The sequence below is a fragment of the Pseudomonas sp. PB106 genome, from assembly GCF_009764645.1.
Lineage (GTDB): Bacteria > Pseudomonadota > Gammaproteobacteria > Pseudomonadales > Pseudomonadaceae > Aquipseudomonas.
In genome coordinates this window covers 52,902-68,697 of sequence record NZ_RWIM01000119.1, presented here as the reverse complement: position 1 = coordinate 68,697, position 15,796 = coordinate 52,902, and the positions used below count along the sequence as shown (strand labels likewise).

At 58.0% G+C, this 15,796-nt stretch carries 16 protein-coding genes; 5 read left to right on the top strand and 11 right to left on the bottom strand.

The window, feature by feature from the left end; translation table 11 throughout:
* The first annotated feature begins 160 nt into the window (after positions 1 to 160).
* The gene (locus EJA71_RS16150) at positions 161 to 1,057 is read left to right on the top strand and encodes a M23 family metallopeptidase (RefSeq protein ID WP_158958408.1); all 897 of its coding nucleotides are present in this window, start codon (positions 161 to 163) and stop codon (positions 1,055 to 1,057) included.
* Positions 1,058 to 1,174: 117 nt separating this feature from the next.
* On the opposite strand, the gene EJA71_RS16145 is transcribed toward EJA71_RS16150, so the two are convergent.
* From EJA71_RS16145 to phoB, 3 genes are all read right to left on the bottom strand, one after another.
* Positions 1,175 to 2,515: a hemolysin family protein gene (locus EJA71_RS16145; RefSeq protein ID WP_158958406.1), complete on the bottom strand. Its 1,341-nt coding sequence runs from the start codon at positions 2,513 to 2,515 to the stop codon at positions 1,175 to 1,177.
* Positions 2,516 to 2,625: 110 nt separating this feature from the next.
* Positions 2,626 to 3,912, bottom strand: coding sequence for a phosphate regulon sensor histidine kinase PhoR (gene phoR / locus EJA71_RS16140; RefSeq protein ID WP_256671761.1), 1,287 nt, complete (start codon positions 3,910 to 3,912; stop codon positions 2,626 to 2,628).
* Positions 3,913 to 3,986: 74 nt separating this feature from the next.
* Positions 3,987 to 4,676, bottom strand: a complete 690-nt coding sequence (gene phoB / locus EJA71_RS16135; RefSeq protein WP_007896474.1) for a phosphate regulon transcriptional regulator PhoB — start codon at positions 4,674 to 4,676, stop codon at positions 3,987 to 3,989.
* A gap of 151 nt (positions 4,677 to 4,827) precedes the next feature.
* Here phoB and EJA71_RS16130 point away from each other — a divergent pair, with 151 nt between their 5' ends.
* Positions 4,828 to 5,211 carry a hypothetical protein gene (locus tag EJA71_RS16130; RefSeq protein ID WP_158958402.1) on the top strand — a complete coding sequence of 128 codons (384 nt, stop codon included), beginning with the start codon at positions 4,828 to 4,830 and terminating at the stop codon, positions 5,209 to 5,211.
* A gap of 112 nt (positions 5,212 to 5,323) precedes the next feature.
* On the opposite strand, the gene ubiA is transcribed toward EJA71_RS16130, so the two are convergent.
* Together ubiA and EJA71_RS16120 are read right to left on the bottom strand one after the other, a co-directional pair.
* Positions 5,324 to 6,214, bottom strand: a complete 891-nt coding sequence (gene ubiA / locus EJA71_RS16125; protein ID WP_158958400.1) for a 4-hydroxybenzoate octaprenyltransferase — start codon at positions 6,212 to 6,214, stop codon at positions 5,324 to 5,326.
* Positions 6,214 to 6,774, bottom strand: coding sequence for a chorismate lyase (locus EJA71_RS16120; protein WP_158958398.1), 561 nt, complete (start codon positions 6,772 to 6,774; stop codon positions 6,214 to 6,216). Before EJA71_RS16120 ends, ubiA begins: the two co-directional genes overlap by 1 nt.
* Before the next feature lie 201 nt (positions 6,775 to 6,975).
* On the opposite strand from EJA71_RS16120, the gene EJA71_RS16115 reads away from it, so the two are divergent.
* The 3 genes from EJA71_RS16115 to EJA71_RS16105 all read left to right on the top strand — a co-directional run bounded on the left by EJA71_RS16115 (position 6,976) and on the right by EJA71_RS16105 (position 8,777).
* Positions 6,976 to 7,143 carry a rubredoxin gene (locus EJA71_RS16115; RefSeq protein ID WP_007954349.1) on the top strand — a complete coding sequence of 56 codons (168 nt, stop codon included), beginning with the start codon at positions 6,976 to 6,978 and terminating at the stop codon, positions 7,141 to 7,143.
* A gap of 19 nt (positions 7,144 to 7,162) precedes the next feature.
* Positions 7,163 to 8,311: an NAD(P)/FAD-dependent oxidoreductase gene (locus EJA71_RS16110; protein WP_158958396.1), complete on the top strand. Its 1,149-nt coding sequence runs from the start codon at positions 7,163 to 7,165 to the stop codon at positions 8,309 to 8,311.
* A 190-nt stretch (positions 8,312 to 8,501) separates the two neighbouring features.
* Positions 8,502 to 8,777 (top strand): HU family DNA-binding protein, encoded by a 276-nt coding sequence (locus tag EJA71_RS16105; protein WP_003213368.1) that lies wholly within the window; start codon positions 8,502 to 8,504, stop codon positions 8,775 to 8,777.
* Between the two features lie 102 nt (positions 8,778 to 8,879).
* Here the strand turns inward: EJA71_RS16105 and EJA71_RS16100 are convergent, their stop codons facing one another.
* The 6 genes from EJA71_RS16100 to tssI form a co-directional block, all read right to left on the bottom strand.
* Positions 8,880 to 9,824, bottom strand: coding sequence for a phosphatidate cytidylyltransferase (locus EJA71_RS16100; RefSeq protein WP_158958394.1), 945 nt, complete (start codon positions 9,822 to 9,824; stop codon positions 8,880 to 8,882).
* Entirely contained in the window at positions 9,821 to 10,420 is a 600-nt protein-coding gene (locus EJA71_RS16095) for a 1-acyl-sn-glycerol-3-phosphate acyltransferase (protein WP_158958392.1), read from the bottom strand. Before EJA71_RS16095 ends, EJA71_RS16100 begins: the two co-directional genes overlap by 4 nt.
* Entirely contained in the window at positions 10,407 to 11,039 is a 633-nt protein-coding gene (locus tag EJA71_RS16090) for a CDP-alcohol phosphatidyltransferase family protein (protein WP_158958390.1), read from the bottom strand. Before EJA71_RS16090 ends, EJA71_RS16095 begins: the two co-directional genes overlap by 14 nt.
* A gap of 81 nt (positions 11,040 to 11,120) precedes the next feature.
* A complete protein-coding gene (locus tag EJA71_RS16085) occupies positions 11,121 to 11,810 on the bottom strand; it encodes a DUF2931 family protein (protein WP_158958388.1) in 690 nt (229 codons plus the stop codon).
* Positions 11,803 to 12,582: a hypothetical protein gene (locus tag EJA71_RS27700; protein WP_371925691.1), complete on the bottom strand. Its 780-nt coding sequence runs from the start codon at positions 12,580 to 12,582 to the stop codon at positions 11,803 to 11,805. Before EJA71_RS27700 ends, EJA71_RS16085 begins: the two co-directional genes overlap by 8 nt.
* A 57-nt stretch (positions 12,583 to 12,639) precedes the next feature.
* Positions 12,640 to 15,117, bottom strand: a complete 2,478-nt coding sequence (tssI, locus tag EJA71_RS16080) for a type VI secretion system tip protein TssI/VgrG (protein ID WP_306110080.1) — start codon at positions 15,115 to 15,117, stop codon at positions 12,640 to 12,642.
* Positions 15,118 to 15,796: the final 679 nt, after the last annotated feature.

Genomic DNA, 15,796 nt, shown 5'->3' with positions numbered 1-15,796 from the left:
GCGGCAGCTCCTACATTGGAATGCATTTCTCTGTAGGAGCTGCCGAAGGCTGCGATCTTTTGCTTTGTGCGCTGGGCAAATTGAAACATCTGTCGACTAGCCTGGTCTGCTTCACCTGCTAGGCTCTTTTCCAGGCCTCCCTTTCGACAGACTCTTGCCCATGCTCGCGCGCCTGCTGTTTTTCTGTGGTCTGTTCATGGCCTGCACCTCGGCTGTGGCCATGACTATTTACAAATCCACCGATGCCAACGGCGTGGTGTCGTACAGTGACCGGCCGAGCAAAGGCGCGCAGGTGTTCGTCTTTCAGGACCGCATGGTCGAACGCCTGGAGCGCCAGGTGTACCTCGATATCAAAAAGCAGAAGGGCACCGACGTGGTGTTCGTGCGCAACGATCTGTATGCGCCGGTCAAAATCGCTCTGGCATTCACCGGCCTGAGCAATGTGCGCGGCGCGCCGGCGCAAACCATTCACCGGGTGCTGCCCGCGCGCAGCAATACACGGTTGGCGTTGCTGACGGCGGTGTCCGGCAAGCAGCCATTGGTGTACACGCCACAATTTCACTATTCCCTCGGCGACCCCGCTGGCATCGCGCAGGGCTATCGCTATCCGCTGCCGTGGCGTGGCGGGCCGTTCCGTCTGAGTCAGGGCGCCAACGGCCAATACAGCCACTATGGGCCGAAGAATCGCTATGCCATGGACATCGCCATGCCGGTGGGCACGCCGATCATTGCTGCGCGAGCGGGGGTGGTGGTGAAAACCGAGAATTCACAGAGTGGGCGCGGTTCGGATGCGTCCGGCAATTTTGTGCGGGTGCTGCATGACGACGGCACGATGGGCGTGTACCTGCACCTCAAGCAAGGCTCGGTGAGCGTACGCGAAGGTCAACGGGTGGCGGTGGGCAGTCCGTTGGCGCTATCGGGTAACACCGGCAACAGCAGCGGCCCGCACCTGCACTTTGTGGTGCAGCGCAATACGGGGGAGGGGCTGGTGTCGATCCCGTATCAGTTCGTACAGCCGCTGGGGGCGTTGCCCAACTTTGCGTTGGGCAAACAGTGAACCTTAAAAGCAAAAGATCGCAGCCTGCGGCAGCTCCTACATTTGGAATGCGATCCCTGTAGGAGCTGCCGAAGGCTGCGATCTTTTAAGCAGGCAATGCAGTTTCCCGCCTAGCCATTAATCCAGCATCAACACCTTCGCCAGCACAATCTTCGGCCCTTTCATCTTCTTGATGATGATGCGCAGACCTTCGACTTCCAGCACTTCTTCCTCTTCCGGCACCCGTTTCAGGGTTTCGTAGATCAGCCCGGCGAGGGTTTCCGCTTCGATGTGGTCGAGGTCGATGCCCAGCAGGCGTTCAACCTTGAACAGCGGCGTGTCGCCACGCACCAGGAGCTTGCCCGGCTGATAGGCGAGGATCCCGCGCTCAGCCTTGCGGTGTTCGTCCTGAATATCGCCGACCAGCACTTCCAGTACGTCTTCCATGGTCAGGTAGCCGATGATGTTGCCGTCAGCCTCCTCGACCACAGCGAAGTGCGAGCCGCCCTTACGGAACTGCTCCAGCAACTGCGACAGCGGCATATGGCGCGACACGCGCTCCAGCGGACGGGTCAGTTCAGCCAGGTTGAACGACTCGGGAATGTGATCCAGCGCCGCCAGTTCCAGCAGCAGATCCTTGATGTGCAGCAGGCCGACGAATTCCTGGCGCTCGCTGTCGTACACCGGATAACGGCTGAACTTGTGGCGACGGAACATCGCCAGGATTTCTTTCAGCGGCGCGTTGAATTCCAGCGTGATCAGGTCTTCGCGGGAGTTGGCCCAGTCGACCACTTCCAGCTCGCCCATTTCCACCGCCGACGCCAGAACGCGCATGCCCTGATCGCTCGGATCCTGGCCACGGCTGGAGTGCAGGATCAGTTTCAGTTCTTCGCGGCTGTAATGGTGTTCGTGGTGCGGGCCGGGTTCGCCCTGGCCGGCGATCCGCAGAATCGCGTTGGCGCTGGCGTTGAGCAGGTAGATCGCCGGGTACATCGCCCAGTAGAACAGGTACAGCGGCACCGCCGTCCACAGCGACAGCAGCTCGGGTTTGCGGATCGCCCAGGATTTCGGGGCCAGCTCGCCGACCACAATGTGCAGGTAGGAAATGATGAAGAACGCGGTGAAGAACGACACACCCTTGACGATTTCCGGCGACTGCACGCCGACCGCGCTCAGCAGCGGCTCGAGAATGTGCGCGAACGCCGGTTCACCGACCCAGCCGAGGCCGAGGGAGGCGAGGGTGATACCGAGCTGACACGCCGAGAGGTACGCATCGAGCTGACTGTGCACGGTGCGCAGGATATGCCCGCGCCAGCCGTTCTGTTCAGCGATGGCCTCGACGCGGGTCGAGCGCAGTTTGACCATGGCGAATTCCGCCGCAACGAAAAAGCCGTTGAGCAAAACCAGGATCAGAGCAAAAAGAATCATGCCGAAATCGGCGAATATTGTTGCGAGGGACAAGCCAGGGGAAGGGTCCATGATGGAGTTTTGCGGGTTCCGTGTGATTCAAGAGAGGTAAAGGTCGCGCCTGAAAGGCAGGCACAAGTCAGCCAATGTAGCGGCTGACCTGGCGATTGCCTAGTGCGAGATTACTCAGCGGCGCTGATCGTCCGTGCACTGGCCACTTGTGCCGGGGCGAAATGGCAGGTGAAGGTGCTGCCATGGCCGGGCACGCTGCTGATCTCCATGCGTGCGCGATGGCGCAGCAATACGTGCTTGACGATGGCCAGGCCAAGGCCGGTGCCACCGGTGTTCGAGTTGCGACTGGAGTCGACGCGGTAGAAGCGTTCGGTCAGGCGCGGCAGGTGTTTGCTGTCGATGCCGATCCCGGAATCCTGCACGCTCAGGTGCGCGCCCTGATCGTCGCCCCACCAGCGAATGCGGATGTTGCCCTCGGCCGGGGTGTACTTCACCGCGTTGAACACCAGATTGGAGAACGCGCTGCGCAATTCCGCTTCGCTGCCCTTGAGCAGAATGCTCGCGTCGGCTTCGAGGCTGATGCGCTGGTTCTTCGTGCCGGACAATTGCTGCGCATCGCTTTTGATCGATTGCAGCAGCGTGTCGACCTGCACCGGCTGGTTGTCCGACGGGTAATCGGTGGCTTCCAGTTTGGCCAGCAACAACAAATCGTTGAGCAGCGTCTGCATGCGCCCGCCCTGTTGTTGCATCTGCTGCAGGGCACGGCTCCAGCGCGGATTAACCTCTTCGACGTTGTCTAGCAGGGTTTCCAGATAGCCGCAGATCACCGTCAGCGGTGTGCGCAGTTCGTGGGAGACGTTGGCGATGAAGTCTTTGCGCATCTGTTCCAATTGATGGATGCGCGTGACGTCGCGCACCAGCATCAAGTGTTCGTTGTTGCCGTAACGGGTCAGGTACAGCTGAATGCGTACGCGATCGTTGGTTGGCGAGGGGATTTCCAGCGGCTCGGCGTAGCTGTCCTGCTCGAAATACTCCTTGAAGCGCGGATGGCGCACCAGGTTGGTCACCGGTTGGCCACTGTCCTGTGGGGTCTTGAGGCCGAGCAGGGTTTCAGCGGCGCGGTTCCACCATTCCAGGTTGCCGTCGCTGTCGAGCATGATCACTGCGTCTTTCAGCGCCGCGGTGGACTCCTGCACCCGGTCGATCACCGCTTGCAGGCGTCCGCGCACGCGTTGGTCGCGGCGTTGCAGGTGGTAGATGCTGTCGAACACTTCGCCCCACAAGCCATAGCCATCGGGCGGCGCTTCGTCGGGTTGGTGCTGGCGCAGCCATTCGTGCAGGCGCAGCAATTGCTTGAGCGTCCAGGCCAGATAAATCCCCAGACCCGCCGCAAGGCTCCAGCCGTAATAGCCGCTGATCAGGCCGATCACCAGGCAAGCGGTGACCAGCAACAGCATGTGGCGAATCAGGGTGCCATGCCAGTTTTGATTCACGGGAAATACGGTCCTTGTCTGCGAGTCTGGCGGTCGGGTCAGGCCTTGGTGGAGAACCGGTAGCCGGTGCCGCGCACGGTTTGTACCAGATTTTCGTAGGCGTCGCCGAGGGCCTTGCGCAGGCGGCGGATGTGCACGTCGACGGTGCGCTCTTCAACGTAGACGTTGCCGCCCCAGACCTGATCCAGCAACTGGCCACGGGTGTAAGCGCGTTCCTGGTGGGTCATGAAAAATTGCAGCAGACGGTATTCGGTCGGGCCCATCTCGGCGGGTTTGCCGTCGATGGTCACGCGGTGGCTGATCGGGTCGAGCAGCAGGCCACCGACTTCGATCGGCGCTTCGCCGTCGGTCGGGCCGGCGCGGCGCAGCACGGCTTTGAGGCGGGCGACCAGTTCGCGTGGGGAAAACGGTTTGGTGATGTAGTCGTCGGCACCGACTTCAAGACCCTGGATCTTGTTGTCCTCTTCGCCCTTGGCGGTGAGCATGATGATCGGGATGTCCCCGGTCAGCTCATCGCGCTTCAGACGACGGGCCAGCTCGATACCCGAAGTGCCGGGCAGCATCCAGTCGAGCAGGATCAGGTCCGGCTTGCGGTCAACGATGATGGCGTGTGCCTGCTGCGAGTTCTCTGCCTCGAGGCAGTCATAGCCGGCCATTTCCAACGCAACGGCGATCATTTCGCGAATGGGCGCTTCGTCGTCGACGATCAGAATGCTCCTGCCAACCATGCCTTAATCCTCTTGTCATTTAACTGTCTTGCGCCGCATTAGATAACGGAATTATTGCAGTCGTGTGACAGTATTTTCGTCCGGCAGCGATTGTGCAAATCCTGAACTAAGCTCTAAGTCCGAATCCTGACAACCACAAAAGAAGGTTTCCATGACTCAAATGACTGTTTCCTTTAAAGCACTGCTGATGGCTGCCGCCCTGACTCTGCCTGGATTTGCACTGGCTGCTGATCCTGCGATGGAAAAAGACGGGATGTTCACGGACCACCACGGCATGACCCTGTACACCTTCGCCAAGGATGCGGGTGGCAAGTCGATGTGCAACGACAAATGCGCTACCAACTGGCCGCCGTTGATGGCGACGGCGGGGGACAAGTCGATGGGTGACTGGACTGTCATCAAACGCGACGATGGCAAGATGCAGTGGGCCTACCAAGGCATGCCGCTGTACACCTTCGTGATGGACAAGAAGGCCGGTGACATGACCGGTGAAGGCAAAATGGACGGCGCCTGGAAAGTCGCCAAAGCCAAGTAAACGCGGTCCCTTGTAGGAGTGAGCCTGCTCGCGATAGCGGTGTATCAGTCGGCATTTTCGCTAGCTGATACACCGCTATCGCGAGCAGGCTCACTCCTACATTGATTTGCGCTTAGCGCAATGCGTAATCCAGCACGATCCCGACGAAAATCGCCAACCCGGCCCAGTGGTTGTGCAAAAACGCCTTGAAGCAGCGCATCCGGTCGCGATCTCGCGTGTACCAGAACTCCCAGGCATAGCACCCAGCTGCGACCAGCAAGCCGAGATGGAACCACGTCCCCAACTCGAACTTCGACCCCGCCAGCAACAGACAGCCCAGCGACAGCGCCTGCAAACTCAGGATGATCACCCGATCCGCTTCGCCGAACAGAATCGCCGTCGACTTCACGCCAATCTTCAGATCGTCATCGCGGTCGGTCATCGCGTAATAGGTGTCGTAACCCACCGTCCACAACAGGTTGGCAATCCACAGCAGCCACGCCGCCGCCGGCAGCTCACCGGTCTCGGCAGTGAACGCCATCGGCATGCCCCACGAGAACGCCGCACCCAGCACCACTTGCGGGTAATAGGTGTAGCGCTTCATGAACGGATAGGTGAATGCCAGCGCCAGACCGCCCAGCGACAACCAAATGGTCGGCGCATTGGTGCACAGCACCAGCAGGAAACTCACGCCCATCAACAGCGCGAAGAACACCAGCGCCTCTTTCGAACTGATTCTGCCAGCGGCCAGTGGCCGTTGCGCGGTGCGTTTGACGTGGCCGTCGACCTTGCGATCCGCCCAGTCGTTGATCACGCAACCACCGGCACGGGTCAGGATCACGCCGAGGACGAAAATCACCACATTCGCCAACGACGGCGAGCCTTTGCCGGCAATCCACAACGCCCACAGCGTCGGCCACAGCAGCAGATAAATACCGATGGGCTTGTCCATCCGGGTCAACTGAATGAAGTCCCACGCGCGCGGGTTCAAACGGTTCAGGGACTTGAGCAGGCTCTGATACATCAGCAGTTCTCCGGATGGGCGCCGGCGGCGCTCCACAGGCTCGGCAGGAATATTTCCGCGACCAGTACGCTCAACGCACCTCGGTCGAAGCGGGAGCGACGCCCCCACAAACCGGACGCTTTGACGGCTTGCGGCAGCCATGCTTCAGGGTAATGGCAAACCTCGATAGCGCGGCGCTGGAACGCCTTATCACAAAACAGCAGTTCGCCCAGCGAGCGACTGCCCAGTTCGTCCATGTGCAAACCATCACCCTGCAGGGCGGCGCGCGAGGCCACGCTGCGGGCGAAGACCCAAGCTTCACCGTGGCCGTGCAAATACACTTCGCGCACCCAGCCCTCGCTGCCTTCAGCCAGATCCAGCGCGGCGCATTCGTCGGCGCGCAAGGTGTCCCAGCCTTCAAACAGCGGCGTCACGCTGAAGCCATCATTGGATAAACGGGTGAGTCGGCGGGTCAGGGAGCCTTCGTCGAACAGCCAGTCCAGCGTCAACGAATCAGGGAGGGGCGTCAGTTGGCTTTGGGGCAGCCAGAACGGGGCCGGGGAGGAATTTGTCTGTTGCACAATGAGTCATTATTGGCCGCAAATGAGGCGGCGAGCTTAACATGGCGGGCGCCGATATTGATTGATCCGGAACGCCATTGCGCCGAACAGGCTTGCATCTGCCCGGCTCCATCAGTACAAAACGCCCTGAGCCGGATGGCAGCGCAACAACCATCGACTATCCGCGCCAGCAATGAGCCTGAACCCTGAGGAAGTACCTGAATGAAAAAGTGGCAATGTGTGGTCTGTGGCCTGATCTACAACGAAGCCGACGGCTGGCCGGATGACGGCATTGCGCCGGGCACCCTGTGGCAGGACGTGCCGGAAGACTGGCTATGCCCGGACTGCGGCGTCGGCAAGATGGACTTCGAAATGATCGAAATCAACTAAGCAAATTCTGGGAGTAAGCATGAGCGCACCTGTCGTCATCGTTGGCACTGGCCTGGCGGGCTATAACCTGGCCCGCGAGTTTCGCAAACTTGATAGCGAAACCCCGCTGTTGTTGATCACCGCCGATGACGGGCGCTCTTACTCCAAGCCGATGCTGTCTACCGGTTTCGGCAAGAACAAGGACGCGGATGGCCTGAGCATGGCCGAACCCGGCGCCATGGCCGAGCAGTTGAAGGCCGAAGTGCGCACCCACACGCGCATCAGCGGCATCGATGCCGGTCACAAGCGTCTGTGGATTGGTGAAGAAGCTGTGAGCTATCGCGACCTGATTCTCGCCTGGGGCGCGGAAACCGTGCGCGTGCCGATCGAAGGCGATGGCGCCGATCTGGTGTTCCCGATCAACGATCTCGAAGACTACGCGCGTTTCCGTGCGGCAGCGGCCGGCAAACGCCGCGTGCTATTGCTGGGCGCTGGCCTGATCGGCTGCGAATTCGCCAACGACTTGATCCTCGGTGGCTACGAAGTGCAACTAGTGGCACCGTGCGAACAAGTCATGCCGACCCTGCTGCACCCGGCGGCTGCCGCAGCCGTGCAGGCCGGGCTGGAGAGCCTCGGGGCGAAATTCCATCTCGGTCCGGTGCTGACTCGCCTGCAAAAAGTCGCTGACGGTCTGGAAGCGCACCTGTCCAACGGTCAGGTCATCCCGTGCGACGTGGTGGTGTCGGCGATTGGCCTGCGTCCACGTATTGATCTGGCGGCCGCTGCGGGCGTGCAGGTCAATCGCGGCGTCGTGGTGGATCGCCATCTGAAGACTTCCCACGCCAATATCTATGCGTTGGGTGACTGCGCCGAAGTCGATGGGCTGAATTTGCTGTACGTGATGCCCCTCATGAGCTGTGCGCGAGCGCTGGCACAAACCCTCGCCGGAAACCCTACTGCCGTCAGCTACGGCCCGATGCCGATCACTGTGAAAACCCCGGTTTGCCCGTTGGTGGTTTCGCCGCCGCCACGCGGTAGCGAAGGCGTTTGGAGCGTTGAAGGGCAGGGCGCCGATATCAAAGCCCTGTGCCACAGCGCCGACGGTCAGTTGCTCGGCTATGCGCTGACCGGTGCTGCCGTCATGGAAAAACTCGCGCTGAACAAACAGCTTCCGGCCCTGCTGGCGTAAATACCGGTCGTTCTGTCGGAATCACCCCGCGTTTGCCCCCACAAAGGTCGTAGTGAGACTGGCGCAGGCCTTGTCCGCGTGCCATTCTCACTCCCGTCTGCCGCAGAGTAGAGCCTGCGGCGCCTTGGGCGCTGTTCCAACGAGAACAGCACGGACATAACAACAAAAAACCGTCAAAGGGGCTTCACTAATGCGTAAACCAGAACTCGCCGCTGCAATCGCTGAAAAAGCAGATCTGACCAAAGAACAGGCCAACCGCGTACTCAACGCCGTTCTCGAAGAAATCACCGGCGCTCTGCACCGCAAGGACAGCGTCACGCTGGTAGGCTTCGGCACCTTCCTGCAACGCCATCGCGGCGCCCGCACCGGCAAAAACCCGCAAACCGGCGAGCCGGTGAAAATCAAGGCCAGCAACACTGTTGCGTTCAAGCCAGGCAAATCGTTGAAAGACAGCGTCAATCCATAAGTGCGGCGGATCCCCTGAATAGCGGGGGAACACCGTCATAAAAAATGGGCACACCGATTGCGGTCGGGTGCCCATTTTTTGTGGCTGACGGATCAGCCCGGTTTAAGCCGAGAAGAAGTAGCGGGTCAGGTGGAAGAAGATCGGTGCGGCGAAGCAGATCGAATCCATGCGGTCGAGCATGCCACCGTGGCCCTTGATCATCGTGCCCCAGTCTTTGGCACTCAGGCTGCGTTTGATCGCGGACATGACCAGCCCGCCGAGAAAGCCCATCACTACAATCACCAGTGACATCAGCAACGATTGCCAGAAGCTGAACGGTGTCATCCAGAACATGCAGCCACCGATCAGCGTGGCCGACAGTCCGCCCCCAATCAGCCCCTCAACGGTCTTCGACGGGCTCACCAGCGGCGCGACCTTGTGTTTGCCGAAGAGCTTGCCGAAAACGTACTGCAGCACATCACTCATCTGCACCACGAACACCAGATAAAACAGCAACAGGGCGTTCTGACCTTGAAAGCCGCGCAGATCGAGCAACAACAGCGCAGGCGCGTGGCTGATGCAGTAGATGCAGATCATCACGCCCCACTGGATTTTTGCCGTGCGCTCCAGAAAGCCCTCGGTGTCCTGGCTCAACACGGCAATGGCCGGCAGCAAGAGGAAGGCATACACCGGCACCAGCAGCGTGAACATCGAATACCAATGGGTGCCGATCAGCAGGTATTGCAGCGGGATCAGTATGAAAAACGCCGAGAACAACGCGTTGTGGTCACCGCGCGCGGTGGGCGTCAGGGTGATGAACTCGCGCAGCGCAAACAACGAAATGAAGCCGAACAGCACCACCGTGGCATTCGGTCCGAGCAGCCAGGACACGAAGAAGATAATGACCATCCCCCACCACGCGTTGACACGCTGATTGAGGTTTTCGATGGTCGAGATCGAGCTTTCACTTTTGGCCCGTTTGGCTAGTACTCGGCCAGTAAGCGAAGCTACCGCCAGCAGTGCGGCGATGGCCGCAAAGAACCAGAGGAATTTGGTTTCCAGACTCATTTCGACAACCTCACGATGGCTTCACGCGCCCGTTCCAAAAACGCCTGTTTCTCTTCGCCGGCAATCCTTTGCAGTGGGTCGCCGATCCGGATCGTACAAATGATCGGCAGCGGCACATGTTTGCCTTTGGGCATCGAGCGGTGCAGGTTTTCCAGGTAGATCGGTACCAGGTCGACATCGGGAAAGGTTTCGGCCAAGCGGAAAATCCCGGACTTGAACTCCCCCGGCAGCGCCTGAGTGGAACGCGTGCCCTCGGGGAAAATGATGATCGAGTGACCGGCGTGCACCACATCGAAGATCGGCTCCAGCACGTTGGTGCCGGGCGCGGGATTACGCTCGATCAATACCGCATTCAGGCCTTTTTGCGAGATGTACGAAAGGAAGCGGTTCTTGCCCCAGTAATCGGCAGCGGCGACTGGTTTGACGTTCCGGCGCGCTTCCGGCGGCAACGCGGCGATGATCGCCAGCGTGTCCATGTGGCTAGTGTGGTTGGCGAAGTAGACCCGCTGGCGCGACAGGTCTGGCGGGCTTTCCCAGCGAGCGGTCACACCGATCAAGAAGCGCAGTACCGAAATCAGCGCATTACTGATCCACATGAGCGTTCCCCTTCAATTGTTTGGCAATGGCGAGTGTTCGCGTCCCGCAGGTAACAACACAGCCAATGGCAATAATCACCAGTGCGATAAGCAAAGCGTAGTGGGTTGCGTAATAGCTGGCTTCTAACGCATTCAACACCAGCGCGACCGTCATCACTGCCATCCGGTGCTGCTTGGCCATCGGCCCCATGAAACTCTGTGTCAGACCGAGAGAGCCGCCGAATACCCGGACATACGCCGTCAGCGCGGCGGCCAATGCAGCAAACCAGCCAAGATCTGATTGTCCAATGGCGTAACCCAGCCCAACAATCAGCAGACTGTCCGCAACACGATCAGGAAACTCGTTGTACAGGCTGCCGATGGCGGACTGCTTGCCACCTTCGATGGCCACCATACCGTCGAACAGGTTGCACAGCAGGCGTAACTGAATGCCGATGACGCAACAGATCGAGCCCGCCACGCCGTTGTCGATATACAGGGTTACCGCTCCGAACAGTGCGAACAGCATGCTGACTACGGAAATCTGGTTCGGCGAGATGTCGCGCTTTACCAATTCGGCTGTGATGCGCCGTGCCCACCCCGCTGAACGGGTTTTGATGGGCCTTCTGTTTTCTTCCATGTGCCAATGTCCGTATAAATGATGAGTTGCAGAGGGGGATATTGTGGCTGGCGGCGCTGGGCAATGGTGGAACGTTTTTGCTTACCAGGAGCCGTAGGGGATGCCAAACCTTTCGATGTAGGCTCTGGATTCTTCGTGGAGCTTCCGGTATTTGAAACCTGCCTGGCCGTCCATGGGACCTTTCGGGTGGATGACACCTTGTACGCGCAGAACCTCGATAGCGGAAAGGCAGGATGAACGGGCCCAAACCTTGGCGATGCCACCCGGAGCCAACCCCACTGTCAGCCATTTTCGATATTGGGTTTTGACCGTGCTGCCAGGCCAGCAACGCGTCTCTTCTTTTTCAAGCATGAGCGCTCGCGTTGAGTCGGGAATTGGAATGACCACGTGGTAAGTCTGCGGCTCCACCAACGACTGCCAACGGACGTAGATTGCCTTCGGCAATTTGGCGCCTAGTGTACGGCGACCCCTCCCCGCTGGATTTTTTGGCCATCCAGCGGGTTGGCCCTCGAGCTTTTCAGACACGCCTGCTATGAAGAAGTTGGGATAACGCTGTCCCGCGACACCGCTGCCAATATTGGCGAACACCCTGTCGTCCATATCCACAGCCACCACCGCCTCGATCTGTATTTCCATGTAGTCGGGCGCGTAAATTCGCACGCCCCAGGCGTCATAAGGCAGGGATTGTGTCGGGCGTGTCGTGCAGCCATTCAGTACGAACGCAAAGATCAGCAAGCAGATCAATTTGTAATTGTTGTTTTTTTCAAGCATCAGGATGTATCACTCGCGTGAAATCGTTGGCGGGTCGATTGATGAACACGACGTCGAGTTCGCTACCATTGAGTTTTTCAGAGGCGTTCCAGTTGGCAGACAGATGAATGTAACGTGTGAATAGCAGAGTTTGTTCGTCCAGAGACAGCCCGATGCGACGGGTCTCGCCCAACGAATAATCCAATATCTTTCGTGCAATGGATTGCAGTTCCTCAGGTAAGGAGAATGCGGAATTTTCCTCGACCGAGAGAAAAGGTACGCCATGCTTCACCCCCAGTTCTCTCATGGCGCGCAGATAAATCAGCGACAGCTCATTACGCACCTCCCTTTCACAAGTGATAACGGCATACACCTGCTTCCAGGTCGCTCTATCACCTTTGGTATTGCGGGTGAAAACCTTCTCCCATGTGCGAATTTCCAGCGCAAGGCCATGGAGATTCAACTGATCCCTCAGGCGTTTAAGCTCATATTCCGTGACACGGTAAGCACTGGACTCGAGATGGGACGTGCGAACATCTTCATCGCTGCAGCGTGGTTTGCTCAGCAGGACTCGCTCGGTGATTAGCGGCAAGTATCCACCCCCCAGATCTGAATGGACGCCTGGTAGAATGATGTCGGCAGTCCCAGCCTGGTTGAGTGAAAAGTTATGGCGTCGTTCATCCCGTGCCACGAGATGGACCGTTTTTCTGGCCAGATCTGGTGCCATGTACAGGCTAACGCCCGGATTGATCACATCATGAACACTGAAATCGAAGGACGATATTTTTGCCACGGCGGCTGCGGTATCAAAGATGCCGATAAAGTTGATGCTTACAGCATTCCAGCTGAATTACTGGCTTAACGCCGATGTATCGACCCAGGCTTTCGCCAGAATATTTTCATCGCCTTTCAGGATTTCGTTGGCAAAATGCCGAGCCGCAGCAGCGCCTCGGCTGAAGCCGAAAATGTCGAATTCGATTCGATCAATCTTTAGATCCGCTTTGTTTTGTTGAAAATACTCTATACGTTCCACAATCAACGAAGGGCTTCGCGCCACTTTCGCCATAACACCTTGTGCGCCCTCGCCAGTTGCTTGTGAGTAAAGCGAGTCTTGCGCTCCACTGCTCGTGCCAATACCTTCTACGTATACCGGGATGAATCCTGTGCGCTCGTTGCTTGCCAATGATCGCTCAGTATCGTCTCGATAAAGCTCGAAAAGTCTTGCTACGTTGCTGAAGTCATTTCCATAACTGCTGTCCGGCGCCCCGCCCATTTCGTCGTAACCATGGCTTGAGCAGAATTTCTTAATTTCCTCTGCCAAATCCGAGAGCTGTACATCCCGCGCGAAACAACCCACAACCATTTCGCTGTTGTCCTTGTTATTCCCGGTGCCATCGAAAAACACGCCGATACGCAAAGTAATTCCCTCCTGCGTTTCATCGTCCAACTCGACTTCTTCCTCCTCTTCTTCGAGTTCGTCCTCTGTAAGTGCGTGTACCGCTGGCGCAACGGGTAATGCGCCATTCAGTCCAGGCAGCAGCAGATTGGGCGCTTCACTGTCGTGTGGCTTGCGGCCCGTCTCAATTTCCGTGCTGCTGAAAATACCGCCCGCGTCGATCAAGAGGTGATGGCCGCCGGCTTTCAGCGTGATGCTGGCGCCGGCATCCAGCACAACACTGGCGCCGGCCTTCAGATGCACTTGCTGGCCGGATTCGATGTCGAGAGACCTTCCAACCTGGGTGTAACTGCTGCCATTGATGGTTTCGCGGCGTTCGTTGCCCACTTCCAGTTGAAGGCTGTTGCCGATTTTCTGCGCCATGTCGCGTTGCGCGCGCAGGTAGATCAGTTCCTGTCCGGCGCGATCTTCAATCGACAGTTCGTTGTAGCCGCCATTGCGCGGCGAGCTTTCGCTGCGCAAGACGGTTCTGGTTTTGTGGTCGGGTAAAGAGTAGGGCGGCGTGGTAACTCTGTTGGCCACACAACCGGTGATCAGTGGTTTGTCCGGGTCACCCTCCAAAAAGGACACCACGACTTCCATGCCGACCCGCGGAATGGTCACAGCTCCAAAATGATCTCCGGCCCAACTGCTCGCAACGCGTACCCAGCAACTGCTGCGCTCACTGTTGAGTTCTGTGCGATCCCAAGGAAGTTCGATCTTCACGCGACCTAACTCATCGCAGTAAATCTCTTCGTCTTCGGGGCCGGTAACCCGTGCGGTCTGGATCACCAGCGGGCGGCGTGGTGCAGGCAGCGGAGGCCGGAAAACCACCTCAGCGGGAATCACGCTAAAGCGATTTCGGTAGCCTTGGATAAAACCATCGGCGGTTTTGACGTCGCTGGGGCCAAACTCCTCAAGCACTTGTGGCTGTCGGCCTTCATGGGCAACGCTGAGCAGAAGCCACAGGTCGTTGCACTTTTTACGCGGGTGTCCGGTCAGCTCAAACAGGTGGCCACAACGCAGATTCGTCTGGTCGCTTTCGCCGTCGCCCAGTTCGTAATCGCTACGGTGGCGCTCCAATGCCTGCCGGGCAATTTGCTTGCCGCGCCTTTCATTCTCGATCAGCAGCGGATAACGGTAGTCCTCCAGCGTTGGAGTGAATCCGGCGGTGAAGCTGCTTTCAAGCAACAGGCTCGGGCGTTTCAGGTCGTAGTCACGACGGGTGACGGTGCTAGTGCGCGTACTGTTGCGCACCCAGAATCGGCTGATAACCTGATGTTCGGCCACCATGCCGGATTTCTGCAGATATGCCAGCGCTGCCAACTTGGGGAGAAACACCTGGTCATCGGTGAACACCAGCAAATGGCCGCCCGTCGAATGCTGGTGATGCCAGGCGATCCCGTCTTCTGCGCACAGCCTCTGGATAAATTCAAAGTCGCTTTCCGCGTACTGAGTGCAATAGTCGCGTGGCGGATTCGGGGTGACATGAAAGGTGAACGCATCTCCTTGAATGCCGTGTTTTTGGAGCACCTGCGCGATGATCTGCGGCACGGTACGCTGCTGGAAAATCCTCTGGTCATGACTGAACTGCAAATAATGCAAGGCAGGCACTAGCTTCAGCTCATAGCGGGTCAGGCGTTTTCCGGTTTCACCCACCCGCACATCTTCAATGCGCCCATGAATACCTTCGTTGTTGAACCCGAATTGCAGAAATGCCGGCTGACTGAGCAGGCCTTCCAGATCGATATTCGCTTGTTCACTGACCAGCTCGACCCGGATGGCGTACAGGCAGCTGATGGCTTCATCACCATCAAATGCGAGCACCTTGAAGTCGTGGCGAACTCCGGGAATCTGCAGGGTAAAAGGCGCGCAACTGCCCGTGCTGAACATACGCTTGTCCTTAAGCAAAGTGAGTCGATGCGCGGTGTTCGATCGTCCCTGATCGCCACGCGTAAAAAATTTGCCAAGGCACGCTAGCTGCGGGGGAAATAAATTGATGTAAGAACCGTCTCTGACATTTGTCAGAGACTTCCGGGTTGTAAGGTGTTGTATGAATTGAAGGAAATGACTGTAGGAGGGAGAGTTCGATAACTATTGAATTAGCACGAATGTGCAGTGTTTCCGGCCTGCTGGAAGTTTCACAAAGTAATTTGCCATCAAATTGATGGCACTTTTTAGGCTGGTCATTGTCCTCGCTAAATTATTCATAGAGACCAATGCATTTTAGGAAGAGTCCTACTTCTATTTTTTTCAAGAGTTGTCATGCTTGCCGCCGTGTATTGAGACGAGCGTAAGGCAGGATGCCCACTCAGTGGGTCCGAGCGCTCTAGCTCAGGGTTTTGGCGGGGAAGAGGAAAATGCGGCGATTATAAATGACACTCAGGGAATCCCTTGCGACATATAGGGCAATCTCCTACAGACCCCAATGAACACTTCGTCTTGTTGTTTAATCAGATGCTTGCTAGTGGCCATCATAGTGATTACGATGCGCCCACTTGAAAGAGCACAACTCAATTGGATGAGTCCGTTGCACCGCTCTTTGATACTGTCCCGCGCCGCCGCAACTCCA

Coding starts and splice junctions, on each gene's coding strand:
- EJA71_RS16150 (WP_158958408.1), top strand. CDS start 161: ATGCTCGCGCGCCTGCTGTTTTTCTGTGGTCTGTTCATGGCCTGCACC.
- EJA71_RS16145 (WP_158958406.1), bottom strand. CDS start 2,515: ATGGACCCTTCCCCTGGCTTGTCCCTCGCAACAATATTCGCCGATTTC.
- phoR (WP_256671761.1), bottom strand. CDS start 3,912: ATGCTGTTGCTGGTCACCGCTTGCCTGGTGATCGGCCTGATCAGCGGC.
- phoB (WP_007896474.1), bottom strand. CDS start 4,676: ATGGTTGGCAGGAGCATTCTGATCGTCGACGACGAAGCGCCCATTCGC.
- EJA71_RS16130 (WP_158958402.1), top strand. CDS start 4,828: ATGACTCAAATGACTGTTTCCTTTAAAGCACTGCTGATGGCTGCCGCC.
- ubiA (WP_158958400.1), bottom strand. CDS start 6,214: ATGTATCAGAGCCTGCTCAAGTCCCTGAACCGTTTGAACCCGCGCGCG.
- EJA71_RS16115 (WP_007954349.1), top strand. CDS start 6,976: ATGAAAAAGTGGCAATGTGTGGTCTGTGGCCTGATCTACAACGAAGCC.
- EJA71_RS16110 (WP_158958396.1), top strand. CDS start 7,163: ATGAGCGCACCTGTCGTCATCGTTGGCACTGGCCTGGCGGGCTATAAC.
- EJA71_RS16105 (WP_003213368.1), top strand. CDS start 8,502: ATGCGTAAACCAGAACTCGCCGCTGCAATCGCTGAAAAAGCAGATCTG.
- EJA71_RS16100 (WP_158958394.1), bottom strand. CDS start 9,824: ATGAGTCTGGAAACCAAATTCCTCTGGTTCTTTGCGGCCATCGCCGCA.
- EJA71_RS16095 (WP_158958392.1), bottom strand. CDS start 10,420: ATGTGGATCAGTAATGCGCTGATTTCGGTACTGCGCTTCTTGATCGGT.
- EJA71_RS16090 (WP_158958390.1), bottom strand. CDS start 11,039: ATGGAAGAAAACAGAAGGCCCATCAAAACCCGTTCAGCGGGGTGGGCA.
- EJA71_RS16085 (WP_158958388.1), bottom strand. CDS start 11,810: ATGCTTGAAAAAAACAACAATTACAAATTGATCTGCTTGCTGATCTTT.
- tssI (WP_306110080.1), bottom strand. CDS start 15,117: ATGTTCAGCACGGGCAGTTGCGCGCCTTTTACCCTGCAGATTCCCGGA.